This window comes from Curtobacterium sp. ME26 (assembly GCF_903970945.1).
Lineage (GTDB): Bacteria > Actinomycetota > Actinomycetes > Actinomycetales > Microbacteriaceae > Curtobacterium > Curtobacterium citri.
Window position 1 is genome coordinate 1 of the sequence record NZ_CAJCKG010000035.1, and the last position, 15,274, is coordinate 15,274.

A 15,274-nucleotide genomic window follows, 5' to 3' on the forward strand; every position below is an offset into this window, starting at 1 on the left:
GATCCGGCCGACGGCGTCCCGCGGGAGCGATGCGGCGATCCCCACGACGCCGGGGAGCCCGCTCTCCTCGGCGACGACGACGACCTCGCTGACGTCGTCGGGGCAGTCGAAGATGCAGCCCTGGTCGAGCATCGCGAGCTGGTCGCCGGGCCGGGCGCCGCACGCCCAGATCGCCGCACGGCCCTCGGGCTCGCCGTCGGAGCCGCAGTGCACGACGAAGTCGACGTCGAGTTCACCGACCTCGGGACGGAAGGCGGCGACGGTGTAGTTCGCGCAGTGCGGCCGGACGTCCTCGGGGATCGCGAGGAACGAGGGCCACCAGCGACGGCCGTCGAGCTCCGGCATGCGGAAGCCGTCCTGGTCGGGACGCGGGAGGAACAGGCGGAACCAGTGGTCGAACCCGAGGAACGGGAACTCGTGCAGGTCGGCCCCGGTGACGGTCACGCGCTGGATCGACGGGCTGTGCCGCACGGAGCGGAGCACCCGGGCACGGAACAGCCGGGGCGCCTCGGGCATGAGCCGCGGGATCTTCGCCATGAGGGAAGGCTAACCTAATATGGCTTCCGTGCCACTCCCCGAACCCGTCCTGACGCCCGCATGGGCCGCCCGGACCGACACCGCCCCGCGTGCCGACGGCGTGCACCGGACCGCGGTCCGCCGTCGCCTGCTGGTCGTCGCGGTCCTGGTGGTCGCACTGGTCGCCGCCGCGGTCGCGAGCATGCTGTTCGGCAGCAACCGCCTCGGCGTGGACCAGGTGGTCGCGGGGCTGACCCGGACGGGGTCGAGCACCGCCGAGGCCGTGGTCTGGGGATCGCGCATCCCGCGCACGCTCATCGGAGCGGCGGTGGGTGCGGCGCTCGGGATCGCGGGGCTGCTCATGCAGGGGCACACGCGGAACCCGCTCGCCGACCCCGGCCTGTTCGGGGTCTCCTCGGGCGCCGGGCTGGCCGTCGTGCTCGGCGTGTACGTCTTCGGCGTGACGAGCACCGGTGCGACGGTCTGGTTCGCCCTGGCCGGCGCGGTCGTCGCGAGCGTCGTCGTCTTCTCCGTCACGGTGGCCGGCAGCGGGACCGCGAGCCCGGTGCCGCTCGCCCTGGCCGGCGCGGCGGTGTCCGCGCTCCTCGGTGCCGTGACGTCGTTCATCGTGCTGACCGACCAGGACTCCCTCGACGCCTACCGCCTGTGGGTCGTCGGCTCGCTCGCGGCCCGGCAGCTCGACGTCCTCGTCGCGGCCGCCCCCTTCCTGCTCGTCGGTGCCGTGCTGGCGGTGTGGAACGTCCGGGCGCTCGACGCGCTGGGGCTCGGCGCGGAGCTCGCACGGGGGCTCGGCGAGAACGTGCTCGTCGCGCGGCTCGTCGGCCTCGGCGGCATCACGCTCCTGGCGGCCGGCGCCACCGCGGCCGCCGGCCCGATCGGCTTCGTCGGCCTGACCGTGCCGCACGTCGCCCGGGCCCTGGTCGGGACGGGCCACCGCTGGACCCTCCCCGTGTCGGCGCTGGTGGGCGCCGCCCTCGTGCTCGTGGCCGACGTGGTCGGACGGCTCGTCGGCGGGTTCTCCGAGGTCGAGGTCGGCATCGTGCTCGCCGTGCTCGGCGGCCCGGTCTTCGTCGCCGTCGCCCGCCGTCGATCGCTGGTGTCCCTGTGAGCGCGGCGACCGGCACCCCGCGCACGGCGGGGCAGCGCGACGCGGCACCCGACCACACCGCTCCCGGACGCCGCGGGGTCCGTCTCGGTCCGATCGGCCTGGCCTGGCGCCCCCGCGTGCTCGGGTACACCGTCGGGGCGGTCGCCCTCGCGCTGGTCCTCGTGGTGCTCGGCGTCGCCGTCGGCAGCACCTGGATCGCGCCCGGGACCGTCGTGCGCGCGCTCGTCGGCGCCGAGGGCGGACCCGACGGCTTCATCGTCACGACGCTGCGACTCCCCCGGGTCCTCACCGGCGCCCTCGTCGGCCTGGTGCTCGGCACCGCCGGGGCGCTGACCCAGACCGTCACCCGGAACCCGCTCGGCACCCCGGACATCATCGGCGTCACCTCGGGCGCGAGCGTCGGTGCCGTCGCCGCGATCGTGGTCGGTGGCGGCACGTACTCGGTCTCGTCGGCCGTGCTGAGCGGCGGCATCCCGGTCGCCGCGACCATCGGCGCCCTCGTCGCCGCGGCCGCCGTGTACGGCCTCGGGTGGCGCGGCGGCGTGCAGAGCTACCGGCTCGTCCTCGTCGGCATCGGCGTGAGCGCGACGCTCGACGCCGTCACGAGCTACCTGCTCGTCCGCGCGAAGATCACCGTGGCGACCGCGGCGTCGCAGTGGCTCGTCGGCAGCCTGTCGAGCACGTCGTGGTCGACCGTGTGGCCGCTGGTCGTGGTCGCCGCCGTCTGCGTCCCGATCGCCCTCGCCACGAGCGTCGCGCTCGGCATCGGCCAGCTCGGCGACGAGGTCGCGACGGGTGTCGGCCTCGGCGTCCAGCGGCACCGGCTGCTCGTCATCGCCCTCGCCGTCGTGCTCACCGCCGCCGCCGTCGCGGCCGCCGGTCCGATCGGCTTCGTCGCCTTCGTCGTCCCGCAGGTCGCCCTGCGCCTGGCCGGGACGAACCGGCCGCCGCTGCTGCTCGCCGGCGCCCTCGGGACGGTCCTCGTCCTGGTCGCGGACCTGCTCGCCCGCTCGGCCTTCCCCTGGCAGGTCCCCGTCGGGATCGTGACCACGGTCGTCGGCGCCCCGTACCTGATCTGGCTCCTCGTCCGCCACCGCAAGGAGATGTCCCGATGACCGCCACCGCGAAGGAGACGTCCCGATGACCGCCACCGCGAAGGAGACGTCCCGATGACCGCCACCGCGACCACCCGCCGGACCGCCGGCGACGACGCGTCCGGCACGGTGCCTCCCGTCCTCGAGGCCCGCGGCCTCTCCGTCGGCTACGACCGCGAGCCGGTCCTCCGCGACCTGGACCTGCGCATCGAGCGCGGCAGCGTGACGACGTTCCTCGGGGCGAACGGGTGCGGCAAGTCGACGCTCCTCAAGGCCTTCGGCCGTGTCCTCAGGCCACAGGCCGGCGAGGTCCTGCTCGACGGCGTCCCCATCCGCAGGGAGCCGAACCGCGCCGTCGCGCGTCGCCTCGCGATCCTGCCGCAGACGCCCGTCGCCCCGGCGGGCACGAGCGTGCTCGACCTGGTGATGCGCGGGCGGAACCCGCACCAGTCGTGGGCGAAGCCGTGGACCGCCGAGGACGCCGACGTCGCCGAGCAGGCCATCGCGGCGACCGGTCTGACGGCCGTCGCCCACCGCGACGTCGCGAGCCTGTCCGGCGGTCAGCGGCAGCGCGCCTGGATCGCCCTCGTCGTGGCGCAGCAGGCCGAGACCCTGCTGCTCGACGAGCCGACCACCTACCTCGACCTCGCGCACCAGCTCGACGTGCTCCGCCTGGTCCGGCGGCTCAACCGCGAGCAGGGGTCGACGGTCGTCATGGTGCTCCACGACCTGTCGCTCGCGGCGCGGTACTCCGACCGGCTCGTGGTCCTGCACGACGGCAGCGTGGTCGCGGACGGCACGCCGCACGAGGTCCTGACGCCGGCGCTGCTCGCGACCGCGTTCGGGCTGCACGCCCGGGTGGTCGCGGACCCCGTGACGGGTGCGCCGATGATCGTGCCCGAGGCCGACGAGCACGACTGAGTCCGAAGGCTGCCGACGCCGGGGCTGGTCGAACACACAGACTTAGGTTAGGCTCTCCTAACGTGAAGATCCCCCGCCGCGGCTCCCTGCGCGCCGCCCTCGTGACCTCCGTGGCCGTCTCGGCCCTCCTCCTCACCGGTTGCTCCGGAGCGAACGGCTCCGACGACGCCCGGACCGGAGACGGCGCCGGCACCAGCTCGGCCGCCGCAGGACCCTGGTCCTACGAGGACGCCACCGGCAAGAAGGTCGAGCTGGACAGCACGCCGAAGCGCGTCGTCGTCCTCAACGACCTCGCCATCTCGTTCATCGAGTACGGCCTGCGACCGGTCGGCACCTTCGGACAGCTGACCATGGCGAAGGACGCCCGGTTCGAGGGGCTCGACACCGACGGCATCACGCAGCTCGGCGAGGCGTACGGCGACATCGACCTCGAGGAACTCGCGGCGCTCAAGCCCGACCTCGTCGTCACGTCGGTGTACCCGAAGGACGAGCAGGGCACCCTCGACGACACCCAGCCCGGCTACGGCTTCAAGGACAAGGAGCAGGAGCGGCAGATCCAGGCGATCGCGCCCGTCGTGCAGGTCGAGTGGGGCGGCAAGGGCGAGGACGTGATCGAGGAGATCGCCGACCTCGCCGAGTCCCTCGGTGCCCCGGAGTCGAAGGTCGAGGCCGCCGAGCAGCGCTTCGACGAGGCCGAGGACACCCTCGAGCAGGCCGCGAAGCGGAGCGACGTGTCCGTCGTCTCGATGTACGCGGACGGCTCCGGCGCGTACGTGACCCGTCCGGCCGACGAGCCGACCCTGCAGATGTACTCGTCCTTCGGGGTCGACTTCGTCCAGCCGAAGCCGAAGGGCTTCTACTGGGGCATCTACTCGTGGGAGAACGCGGGTCAGATCACCGGTGACGTCCTCCTGCTCTCGCAGCAGGGCTACCAGGTCGCGGAGCTCGAGAAGCAGCCGACGTTCGCCGACAACCCGGCGCTCGATGCGGGTCAGGTCCACAGCTGGACCTTCCCGGCGCTCGACTACGCGTCGCAGGCCGACTACATGACGAAGCTCGCCGGCTGGCTCGAGGACAGCAAGAAGGTCTCGTAGCGATCCGAGGACGGACGGGAGGCGCGGTGCCAGCTGGCACCGCGCCTCCCGTCCGTCAGCCGACCGGCAGCGCCGCGTTCACCGCCGTCTGCGCCTGCCGCCAGACGTCGGCACGCGACCCGGCGTACGTGCCGCCCTGGCCGCTGCCCAGGTACCGGAGGTTCGTCTTCCCACCGTCCGTGTTGCCCTGCCAGTACGCGGTGACCGCCCGCGACGTCCCGCCCACGAGCCAGACCTGGTCGGCCGCGTCGGTCGTGCCGGTCTTGCCGAACAGCGTGGCGCCGTCGAGGGTCTGCCCGCCGGTCGCCGTCCCGCCGCGGAACGCCCCCTGCATGACCGCGACGGCCTGCGCGGCGACGGGTGCCGACACCGCCTGCGTGCAGGACCGGGGCTGCCCGCCGAGCGCGGTGCCGTCCGGACCCGTCAGCTGGTCGACGACGACGGGCGCGCAGTACACACCGCCGTTCGCGATCCCGGCGTAGGCGGCCGCCATCGTCAGCGGTGCGATGCTCGTCGTGCCGAGGATCGCCGCCGGGTTGGCGGGTAGCTCGCCGCCCGTCGCCGGGTGCACCCCCAGTCGGGCTGCGGTGTCGCGGATGTCGCAGAGGTCGAGCTGCGACGCCATGTCCGCGTAGGCCGCGTTCACCGACTGCGCCGTCGCCGAGCGCACCGAGTACGGACCGGTCTGGCCCGGCGAGTCGTTCTTCGGGTCGTACGCTTCGTCGAGCGTGATCCGCTCCCCGCACTGCGTCCACGTGCTGCGTGCCTTCCTCGTGCCGTCGACGACCGCGTCCGCGCTCCGGCCCGACTCGAGCCACTGCAGCAGGGTGAACATCTTGTAGGTCGACCCGACCTGGAACCCCGTCGACCCGCCGTTCGACTCGTCCGTCGCGTAGTTGAGCGAGGTGGCCGTCGCCGGGGCCGCGGCGGAGCGGTCGTAGTCCTTGTTCTGGGCCATGGTGAGCACCCGGCCGGTACCCGCCTCGACGGTGTTCAGCGTCGCACCGAGGGCGAGCCGGCTCTCCGTGGCGGGGTCGCTCCGGTCGAGCAGCTCCCGCTGCTGCGTGTTCAGGTCGAGGTCGAGCGTCGTCTGCACCCGGTACCCGCCCGTCCGCCACGCGGCAGCGCGTGCGTCGGGGTCGGCGCCGAGCTGGGGCAGGTCCCGGGCGACCTGCTCGGCGTACGCACAGGCGAACTCGGCGCCGCGGACCGCCGACTCGCAGCCCTGCTGCGGCGCGGTGAGCCGGACGTAGTCGGCGGGTCGGGACGCGAGCGCCGACGCGAGGTCCGCATCGCTGAGGTGACCCTGCTCGTGCATCGAGCGGAGGATGACGTCCCGGCGGGCCTGGTTGTCGGCGTGGTGCGCGGGCGTCGACAGGTCACGCCGCTCCGGCCACTGCACGATGGCGACGAGGGACGCGGCCTCGGCGGGGCTCAGGTCGGTGGCATCCTTGCCGTAGTAGCGCTGCGAGGCGGCCTGCACGCCGTAGGTCTGGTCGCCGAAGTACGCGATGTTCAGGTACGCCGCCAGGATCTCGTCCTTCGAGTACGCCTTCGCGAGTCCGATGGCGAGCTTGATCTCCGCGAGCTTCCGGTCCGGGCTCTTCCGGATCGCCTCGCGGTAGCCGGCGTCGCGCTCCTCCGCGGTGGGGAGCTCGCTCGCCCGTTGGATCTTGATGTTCCGCACGAGCTGCATCGTGATCGTCGAGCCGCCCGAGCCGCCCTTCCCGCCCGAGGCGATGACGCTCGCGACCGACCGCACGAGGCTCGTCGCGTCGACGCCGCCGGTCTCGCGGAAGCGCTTGTCCTCGCCGTCGATCGCGGCGTGCTCGAGCGTGTCGCTGATCTGGTCGAGCGTCAGCTCCTGCCGGTTCTGGTCCCACACGTCGACCAGGTGCACCGGCTGGCCCCCCTGGTACGCCCAGATCTCGTTCCGCTCGGGCAGGTCGCCGATCTCGATGTACTCCGGCATCGAGTCGAAGACGTCGATCGCCGACGTCGTCCCCACGCCGGCGACCGCGAGCACCGGGGTCACCCCGACCCCCACCAGCAGTCCGGCGAGCACGCTGCCGCCCACGAAGCCGAGTGTGGCCCCCGTCACCCGTCGCATCGCCATGTCGTCCCCCTCGTCGTCGCGCCCCCGGTCATCCGGCGGCGTCCCGGCGACCCTCCCAACGCTCCTCGGGCGTCCGCCCGGGGTTCCCCGGGGAGGACCGGCGTGCTGGCTGGGAGACGACCGAGTCGGCACGGATCGTTACCGACGCAGCTGCCGTCGTCACCGCCCCGTGACCGACTCGTGACCGGGTCGTGACCGTGGGCTGACCGTCGGGGCACCCGGCGGTGCCCGGTGGTACCCGGCGGTGCCCGGCGGTACGACTAGCCCAGCCGCTCGAGCGCCACCCGGGTCGCCGCCGCGACGAGGGCGTCCGAGGGCTCGGCGGCCGCGCGGTCGTGCGACGTGAACACCACGAGCACGATCGGGTCGCGTCCCGCCGGCCGCACGACGGCGATGTCGTTCCGCACGCCGTACGAGGCGGTGCCGGTCTTGTCCGCGACGGACCACCCGCCGGGGACCCCGGCCCGGATCGTGCCGTCGCCGGTGGTCGTGCCCGCCATCGACGACAGCAGGAGCGCACGGTCGTCGGCGTCGAGCGCGTCGCCGACGAGGACGGCGCGCAGGTCCGCCGCCGACCGAGCGGGCGTCGTCGTGTCGCGCTCGTCGCCCGGCACCGCGGTGTTGAGCTCCGGCTCGACCCGGTCGACGCGGGTCACGTCGTCGCCGATGCCGCGGAGCCACCGCGAGACCCCGTCCACACCGCCCGACCGTTCGACGAGCAGGTTCGCCGCGGTGTTGTCGCTCTCCCGCACAGCGGCGTCGACGAGTGCTCGGACCGTCATGCCCTCGTCGACGTGCCGACTCGTGACCGGGGCGTACTCGAGCAGGTCGTCGCGGCCGTAGTGCACGACCTCGTCGAGTCCCGCGGCGCTCGTGGCGTCGAGCACCGCGGCCGCGATGAACGCCTTGTTCGTCGACGCGAACGCGAACCGCTCGTCGGCGCGGTACCCGATCGAGCTGCCGTCGGCGGTGTCGACCGCCACGACGCCGAGGCGCGCCTCGGACCGCTGTTCGAGGGCCGCGAAGGCGCGGGTCGTCGCGGCGTCGGTGGTCGGAACGTCAGTCGTCGGGGCTGCCGGGGTCGGGCTCCCCTCGGCCGTCGCCGCGGCGCTCGCCCGGTCGGTGCTCGGTGCGTCCCCGGGCCCGCCGGCGCTGCAGCCGGCCAGCACGAGCGTCGTCGACACTGCGATCGCCGCCAGGACCGTCCTCGTCGTCCGCACGCCGCCAGCATGCCGGACCGCCGGGGGACGAACCTGAGGATGCTCTCGAAGAAGGTGCACCGAGTGCATCGATGCACCTAGTGTTGTCAGACGTGACCACCACGACCGACCGCCGCACCGCCCTCAAGGCGAAGCACCGCGCGGCGATCCTGCAGGCCGCCCGCGACCTCATCGACGACCGCGGAGGACGCGGGTTCAGCGTCGACGACCTCGCCGCCCGCGCGGACATCGCCCGGCGGACGGTCTTCAACCACTTCGCGTCCCTCGACGAGGTCCTGCTGGCCGTGTGCGAGCAGGAGCTGTCCGTCATCATCGACCGGTTCCTGGCCGACATGGCACGCACGCCCGTCGGCGACGGCAGCCGGGCGTCGATGTTCGAGGAACTCGAGTCCGCGGCGCGCGGGGCCGACCTGGCCCCGGCGATCTCCGGCATGTACCGGATCATCGGCGAGCCGGGCAAGGAGGACCCGAAGGCCGCCGTGCTCACCCAGACGGCGTTCTCCCGGGTCACCGACCGACTCCGCGACGAGGTCGCCCGGCGTCACCCCGGTGCCGACCCGCTCGACACCGCGCTGCTCGTCGACTCCCTCATGAGCGGCATCGTCGTCATCGCCGACCACTGGCTCACGCACGACGGACCCGACCTCACCCCGGACGCACTACGCGCGTGGGACGACCTGCTCGGTCGGCTCGTGCACAGCGTCCGCTCCGGCTACATGCCGTCCCACTGACACCACCGACGCTCTCCCGCGGGGTCCACCGGCGCACCCCGCACCGCACCAGCACCACCCACGAAAGGACGGGGCACCCGCAATGGCCGGTCTCCTCTACCGTCTCGGACGGTTCTCCGCACGACGAGCCTGGTCGGTGGTGATCGCCTGGATCGTCATCATCGGCATCGCGGGCCTCACGTACGGCCTCTTCGCCGGCACGATCTCGTCAGCGATCTCCATCCCGAACACCAAGACGAGCCAGGTGCAGGACCAGCTCGCCGACAAGTTCCCGTCGGCGAACGGCGGCAACGGGTCGATCGTGTTCGAGACCACCGACGGCGGGGCCTTCACCGACGCGCAGAAGACCGAGGTCACGTCGTTCCTCGACGGGCTGAAGGACCTCGACGGCGTCAAGGACGTCCGCGACGGCTTCGCCACCCAGGACCAGCTCGACGAGCAGCGGCAGAAGATCACCGACGGCCGCGAGCAGATCGCCGACGGCCGGAAGCAGATCGAGGACGGTCAGGCGCAGCTCGACGCGCAGAAGGCCCAGCTCGAGTCCGGCAAGCAGCAGATCGCGGACGCCCAGGCGCAGCTCGACGCGCAGAAGGCCCAGGCACAGGCGCAGGCACAGGCCGCCGGAGCCGCCGCCTCGAGCGCTGCGGCGCAGGCGCAGGCACAGGCCGGCCAGCAGCAGCTCGCCCAGGCGCAGGCGCAGATCGACGCGCAGCAGCAGCAGATCACCTCGGGTGAGCAGCAGATCCAGGCCGCCCAGCAGGAGATCGACGCCAACACGACGAAGCTCGACGACAGCGAGCGCGAGCTCGAGCAGGGATCCGACCTGCTCGCACTGTCGAAGGGCATCCGCTTCGTCTCGACGAACGAGTCCGCCGCGATCGGCACCGTGCAGTTCACCACGTCGACGAACGAGGTGCCGGCGGAGACCAAGGACGCCATCACGAGCAAGGCCGACGACGCGGGCATCGACGGCGTCGACGTGTACGTCTCGCAGGACATCGCCCAGGGGGTTCCCTCGATCCTCGGACCCGGCGAGGTCATCGGCCTCGTCGTCGCCGCGATCGTGCTCTTCCTCATGCTCCGCACGGTGATCGGTGCAGCCGTCCCGCTGCTCTCCGCGGTGCTCGGCGTCGGCGTCGCCTCGCTCGCCGCCCTGTCCTTCTCGAGCCTCGTCGAGTTCATCTCGGTCACGCCGGTGCTGGGGGTGATGCTCGGCCTGGCGGTCGGCATCGACTACTCGCTGTTCATCATGAACCGGCACCGCACGCAGCTGAAGGCCGGCATGGGCGTGCACGAGTCGATCGGGCTCGCGAACGGCACCTCCGGCAACGCCGTCGTGTTCGCCGGTGCGACCGTGATCGTCGCCCTGCTCGCGCTCAACATCACCGGGATCCCGTTCCTCGGCCTGATGGGCACGGTCGGCGCGGTCGCGGTCCTGTTCGCCATCCTCATCGCGACCTCGTTCACGCCGGCGCTCATGTCGCTGCTCGGCATGCGCCTGCTCCGGAAGAAGGAACGCGCGCGCATCGGCGACACGGGGTCGATCCGGGTGCCGAACAAGCCGATGTCGACCTGGCGCGCGGTGATCACCCTCGTCGCCGGTGTCGCCGTGCTCGGGACGATCGCGCTCCCCGCGACGCAGATGCGCCTCGGGCTGCCGACCGGCGCGTCCGAGGCGACCGACTCGTCGCAGTACGAGGCGTACAAGGCGCTCGAGCGCGAGTTCGGTGCCGGTCAGAACGGGCCCCTGCTCGTGGTGGCCGACCTGCCGAAGGCGATCGCGGAGGACGACGTCACCGCGACCGAGGTCACGATCGGCAAGGCGCTCGTGCAGAACGACGACGTCGACGCCGTCCTGCCGATCGGCGCGTCGAAGGACCGCGACATCATCGCCTTCCAGGTGAAGCCCGCCGGCGGCCCGGACAGCATCTCGACCGAGGAGCTCGTCAAGGACCTCCGCGAGCAGACCGTGTCGAGCGACGACGGGCGGATCACGCTCGGCGTCGCCGGCAACGCGAGCGCGAACATCGACGTGTCCGAGAAGCTCGCGGACGTCCTGCCGCTCTACCTCGTGGTGGTCGTCGGCCTGTCGCTGATCATCCTGATCCTGGTGTTCCGGTCGATCCTCGTCCCGATCACCGCGACGGCGGGCTTCATCCTCTCGATCCTCGCCTCGTTCGGTGGTCTGACCGCGATCTACCAGTTCGGCTGGCTCAGCTCCGTGTTCGGCACCCACGACCCGGGGCCCATCCTGAGCTTCCTGCCGATCATCGAGATCGGCATCCTGTTCGGGCTCGCGATGGACTACCAGCTGTTCCTGGTGTCGGGCATGCGCGAGGCGTACGCCCACGGGGCGAGCGCGAAGGTGGCGGTCCAGCGAGGCCTGCACGCGGGACGCGCGGTGGTCACGGCGGCCGCGATCATCATGATCTCGGTGTTCTCGGGCTTCATCTTCTCGGAGTCCTCGACCATCAAGCCGATCGGCTTCGGGCTGGCCTTCGGCGTCCTCGTCGACGCCTTCGTGGTCCGCATGCTCCTCATCCCGGCGGTCATGCACCTGCTCGGTCGGAGCGCCTGGTGGATCCCGAAGTGGCTCGACCGGATCCTGCCGGACGTCGACGTCGAGGGCGCCAAGCTCGAGCGGTCGCACCCGTCCGACGCGCGCGGCCACGACGACGGCGCCGCGCACCGCGGTTCGCACGCCGCGGACGTCGAGCCGGACGCCAACGCGCACGAGGGGCACACGCCGACGCACCGCGCGTAGGCGACCCGCGTCACGACGCACCAGCCTGGAGGCCCGGTGCCGGTCCACGAGACCGGCACCGGGCCTCTAGGCCGTCGTGCGGCACGCAGTCGCGACCGTTCGTGCACGAAGGTATCGTGGGCGCATGGATGCGACCGACGTCGACCCGCTCGCCCTCGACCGCCAGCTCTGCTTCGCCCTGGCCGCCACGAGCCGCAGCGTCGTCGGCCTGTACCGCGACCTCCTCGAGCCGATGGGCCTGACCCACCCGCAGTACCTCGTGATGCTCGCCCTGTGGGAGCAGGACCCGCGGTCGGTGCGCGGGATCGCCCGGGAGCTCCGGCTCGACTCCGCGACGCTCAGCCCGCTGCTCAAGCGCCTGGAGGCGTCCGGGTACGTCCGCCGCACGCGCAGCACGGTCGACGAACGCCAGCTCGAGGTGTCGCTCACCACGGCCGGTCGCGCCCTCCGGGATCGCGCCCGAGCCGTGCCCGTCGCCGTCGCCGACCGACTGGGGTGGCCCGTCGAGCGGCTCGAGCGCTTGAAGGACGACCTCACCGAGCTGCTCGGTCGGGTCGACACGCTCGACTGACAACGGCGGGCGTGGCAGAATGGTTCGTGCACGAACGAAAGGGTGGATCGTGGGTCGCTTCGGCAAGTGGTACGACCGCTGGAACCGCACGCTCATCGAGAAGATGGGTCCGTCGCAGATCGGTGCCGGACGCGTCGAGGGCGTCGACGACCGCACCGTCGACCGTCCCTGCCCGATCTGCCACCAGCCGCTCTCGCAGCACACCGTGATCCGTCCCGAGGGCCAGGTCCGCTCGAGCACGCTGGTGTGCCCCGGTCGCTGAGGATCCGCCGTGCCGGGGGAATTGCCCCGCGCAACACGTGGTTGAACGGACACGTGAAGCTCTTCGAAGCCGCCGACCTCGGCGCACTCCACCTCCGCAACCGCATCGTCATGGCACCCCTCACCCGGACGCGCGCCGGTGAGCAGGGCATCCCGAACGACCTGCTGGTCGAGCACTACGCGCAGCGCGCGAGCCTCGGCATGATCATCACCGAGGGCACCTGGCCCGTGCAGGAGGGCCGCTCGTACCCGGGCCAGCCCGGCATCGAGACCGACGAGCAGGTCGCCGGCTGGCGTCGTGTGACCGACGCGGTGCACGAGCGGGGCGGCACCATCGTCATGCAGCTCATGCACGGCGGTCGCGTCTCGCACACCGACATCTCGCAGACCCCGCGGATCGTCGGCCCCTCGGCCGTCGCCGCCCCGGGCCAGACCCACCTCGCCGACGGCTCGAAGGCGGACATGCCCGTGCCGCACGAGCTCACCACCGACGAGGTCCGCGAGGCCGTCCAGGGCTTCGCCCGTGCCGCCCGCAACGCCATCGCCGCCGGACTCGACGGCGTCGAGGTGCACGGCGCGAACGGGTACCTCGTGCACGAGTTCCTCTCCCCCGTCTCGAACACCCGCACCGACGAGTACGGCGGCTCCCCCGAGAACCGCGCACGCTTCGCCGTCGAGGTCACCACGGCCGTCGCCGAGGCGATCGGCGCGGACCGCGTCGGCATCCGCCTCTCGCCGCAGCACAACATCCAGGGCGTCCTGGAGGAGGACGACGCGGACGTCCGCGCGACCTACACGGCCGTCGCCGAGGGCCTCGCGCCGCTCGGGCTCGCCTTCGTCGACGTCCTGCACGCCGAGCCGGGCAGCGACCTCGTGCAGCACGTCCGCCGCACCGCCGGCGCGCCGTTCATCGCGAACTCCGGCTTCTCGTCGATGACGACCCTCGACGAGGCGATCGCGCTGCTCGACGGGGACCTCGCCGACGCCGTGGCCGTGGGCCGCGCGGCGATCGCGAACCCGGACCTCGCCGAGCGCTGGGAGCAGGAGGCGGAGCTCAACGAGCCGCGCCCGGAGCTCTTCTACGGCGCGACGGCCGAGGGCTACACGGACTACCCGACGATGGCCGAGGTGTCGGAGCGCGTCGCGTAGTCGACGCGACCAGCGACGGACGGGAGGCGCGGTGCCGGCTGGCACCGCGCCTCCCGTCCGTCTCCGGTCCGGTCCGCTGCTACCGGGTCGCCCCGTGCGGCCGGTCCCGGTCGGTGCCGTCCCACAGGTCGGCGCAGTCGACCCCGGTGACGCCCGCTCGACCGAGCCACGCTCCCGCGGACCGGTCGGCCGGGTCGGCCGTCACCGCGGCGAGGAGCCCTGCGCGGTGGTCCGGACCGACGAGGACGGGGTGGCCCGGCCGCTCGCCGAACACCGCGCGCCGCAGGACGTCGCGGTCCGACCCGGGTCCGAGCACGCGCCGGACGACCGCGGCGGGCAGCGTCGGCAGGTCGACGAGGGTGATGCAGGCGGTGTCCGCGTCGCCGAGAGCGCGCAGCCCCGCGGCGAGCGACGCCCCCGGCCCGGCCGCCCAGTCCGCGGCGACGACGACCCGCACGTCGGGAGCGATCGGGACGTGCGTCCGTGCGCGGTCGGCGGCGGCTCCGAGCACCACGACGACCTCGCCGCAGCCGCCGGCGCGCAGGGCGTCCACCGCCAGCGTCGGCCAGGGCACGCCGTCCGGGCTCCGCACGAGCGCCTTCGGGGTGCCCATCCGGGTGCCGGCACCCGCGGCGAGGACGACGCCGACCACGCGGCGCCGGCCCTGCTCGGCGACCGGGGTCACACGAATGCGGGCACCGACGTCCACGCCGCCGGGGCCTCGGCGACGCCGTCGCGGACGACCGTGCCGGAGATGAGGCCGTAGGGACGGTCCGCGGCGAAGAACACCTCGCCGGGGTTCTCGAGCCCGAACGGTGCGAGGTCGACGAGGAAGTGGTGCTTGTTCGGCATCGAGAAGCGGACCTCGGCGATCTCGGGGAACGCCTCGATCGCCGTGCGGCCCATCGCGAAGAGGGTCTGCTGGAGCGCCAGCGAGTGCAGCTCGGCGAAGGTCGCGAGCATCCGGTCGAGCACGCCGGCGTACACCGCGTCGTAGTCGATGCCCGCGGCGACGGCCTCGGGCGTGTAGCGCCAGCGCGCGGTCACCGAGGTCGCGAGGATCCGGTCGTCCGTCTCCGCGAGCGTCGTGTAGTCGTCGCGGGGGAAGCCGTGGAACTCGCTGCCGGTGCTCTTCAGGACGGTGAGGTCGGTCACGCCGGCGAGCACGTGCACGTCGTCGCCGTCGACCTGCACGACGGCCGTCCGCGTGCCCCGACCCGATCGGACGAAGGAGTGGTCGTGCTCCCGCCCGTCCACGGCGATGCGCTCCCAGGCGTGCTGCTCGGCCGAGAGCGTCGAGCCGTCGTACCAGTCGAAGGCCGTCGCGAAGTGCCGACCGAGGCGGAGCAGGAACTCCTCCGGGCTGCCGACCCCGTGCTCCTTCGCGAACGCGTACACGGTGTTCTTCTGCGTGTCGGTGGCCACGACCTTGGCGTTGTCGCCCTCGGTGTACGACTCGGCGAGCGCCGCACCCCGGAGCTGCGTCGTGACGGTGAGGTCCTCGATCTCGTGCCGGTCCGTGTCGCGGGTGACCCGGACGAGCCGGACCTCGGCCTTTCCGTACTGGTTCGCGCCGAGACGGACGGACGTGGTGGTGGGGGCGGACGTGGCCTCGGTGATCTCCATGACGGCGACGATGGCACCCGTGTGTTTCGGTGGTGCGTCGATCAGGTCACGGGTTCGGGCACCGGCCGTGATGCCGACGTCG

14 protein-coding genes are annotated in these 15,274 nt (G+C 72.7%); 9 read left to right on the plus strand and 5 right to left on the minus strand.

Annotated features, from left to right (window positions below; translation table 11 throughout):
* Positions 1–537 (minus strand): siderophore-interacting protein (locus tag H7A69_RS12860; protein ID WP_182047358.1); only part of this gene is annotated, 537 nt, incomplete at its 3' end.
* Between the two features lie 28 nt (positions 538–565).
* Between H7A69_RS12860 and H7A69_RS12865 the strand changes: the two genes are divergently transcribed.
* The 4 genes from H7A69_RS12865 to H7A69_RS12880 all read left to right on the plus strand — a co-directional run bounded on the left by H7A69_RS12865 (position 566) and on the right by H7A69_RS12880 (position 4,754).
* Positions 566–1,645, plus strand: a complete 1,080-nt coding sequence (locus tag H7A69_RS12865; protein WP_259346222.1) for a FecCD family ABC transporter permease — start codon at positions 566–568, stop codon at positions 1,643–1,645.
* Complete coding sequence (locus H7A69_RS12870) at positions 1,642–2,760, plus strand: FecCD family ABC transporter permease (protein WP_259346223.1); 1,119 nt, start codon at positions 1,642–1,644, stop codon at positions 2,758–2,760. Before H7A69_RS12865 ends, H7A69_RS12870 begins: the two co-directional genes overlap by 4 nt.
* Positions 2,761–2,814: 54 nt before the next feature.
* A complete protein-coding gene (locus tag H7A69_RS12875) occupies positions 2,815–3,660 on the plus strand; it encodes an ABC transporter ATP-binding protein (RefSeq protein ID WP_182047360.1) in 846 nt (281 codons plus the stop codon).
* Positions 3,661–3,722: 62 nt separating this feature from the next.
* Complete coding sequence (locus H7A69_RS12880; RefSeq protein WP_182047361.1) at positions 3,723–4,754, plus strand: ABC transporter substrate-binding protein; 1,032 nt, start codon at positions 3,723–3,725, stop codon at positions 4,752–4,754.
* Between the two features lie 55 nt (positions 4,755–4,809).
* Here the strand turns inward: H7A69_RS12880 and H7A69_RS12885 are convergent, their stop codons facing one another.
* The gene (locus H7A69_RS12885; protein ID WP_259346224.1) at positions 4,810–6,870 is read right to left on the minus strand and encodes a transglycosylase domain-containing protein; all 2,061 of its coding nucleotides are present in this window, start codon (positions 6,868–6,870) and stop codon (positions 4,810–4,812) included.
* A 260-nt stretch (positions 6,871–7,130) separates the two neighbouring features.
* Positions 7,131–8,090, minus strand: coding sequence for a class A beta-lactamase (bla, locus tag H7A69_RS12890; RefSeq protein ID WP_259346225.1), 960 nt, complete (start codon positions 8,088–8,090; stop codon positions 7,131–7,133).
* Between the two features lie 92 nt (positions 8,091–8,182).
* Between bla and H7A69_RS12895 the strand changes: the two genes are divergently transcribed.
* From H7A69_RS12895 to H7A69_RS12915, 5 genes are all read left to right on the plus strand, one after another.
* Positions 8,183–8,821: a TetR/AcrR family transcriptional regulator gene (locus H7A69_RS12895; protein WP_182047363.1), complete on the plus strand. Its 639-nt coding sequence runs from the start codon at positions 8,183–8,185 to the stop codon at positions 8,819–8,821.
* A gap of 82 nt (positions 8,822–8,903) precedes the next feature.
* On the plus strand, positions 8,904–11,585 hold the full coding sequence (locus H7A69_RS12900; RefSeq protein ID WP_182047364.1) for an MMPL family transporter: 2,682 nt from the start codon (positions 8,904–8,906) through the stop codon (positions 11,583–11,585).
* A 124-nt stretch (positions 11,586–11,709) separates the two neighbouring features.
* A complete protein-coding gene (locus tag H7A69_RS12905; protein WP_069713085.1) occupies positions 11,710–12,156 on the plus strand; it encodes a MarR family winged helix-turn-helix transcriptional regulator in 447 nt (148 codons plus the stop codon).
* 49 nt (positions 12,157–12,205) lie between these two features.
* Entirely contained in the window at positions 12,206–12,418 is a 213-nt protein-coding gene (locus H7A69_RS12910; protein ID WP_182047365.1) for a hypothetical protein, read from the plus strand.
* 53 nt (positions 12,419–12,471) lie between these two features.
* A complete protein-coding gene (locus H7A69_RS12915; protein WP_182047366.1) occupies positions 12,472–13,566 on the plus strand; it encodes an alkene reductase in 1,095 nt (364 codons plus the stop codon).
* 79 nt (positions 13,567–13,645) lie between these two features.
* On the opposite strand, the gene H7A69_RS12920 is transcribed toward H7A69_RS12915, so the two are convergent.
* Positions 13,646–14,251: an NTP transferase domain-containing protein gene (locus H7A69_RS12920; RefSeq protein ID WP_259346226.1), complete on the minus strand. Its 606-nt coding sequence runs from the start codon at positions 14,249–14,251 to the stop codon at positions 13,646–13,648.
* Entirely contained in the window at positions 14,248–15,192 is a 945-nt protein-coding gene (gene pucL, locus H7A69_RS12925; protein ID WP_182047367.1) for a factor-independent urate hydroxylase, read from the minus strand. The genes H7A69_RS12920 and pucL overlap by 4 nt, the downstream gene beginning before the upstream one ends.
* Positions 15,193–15,274: the final 82 nt, after the last annotated feature.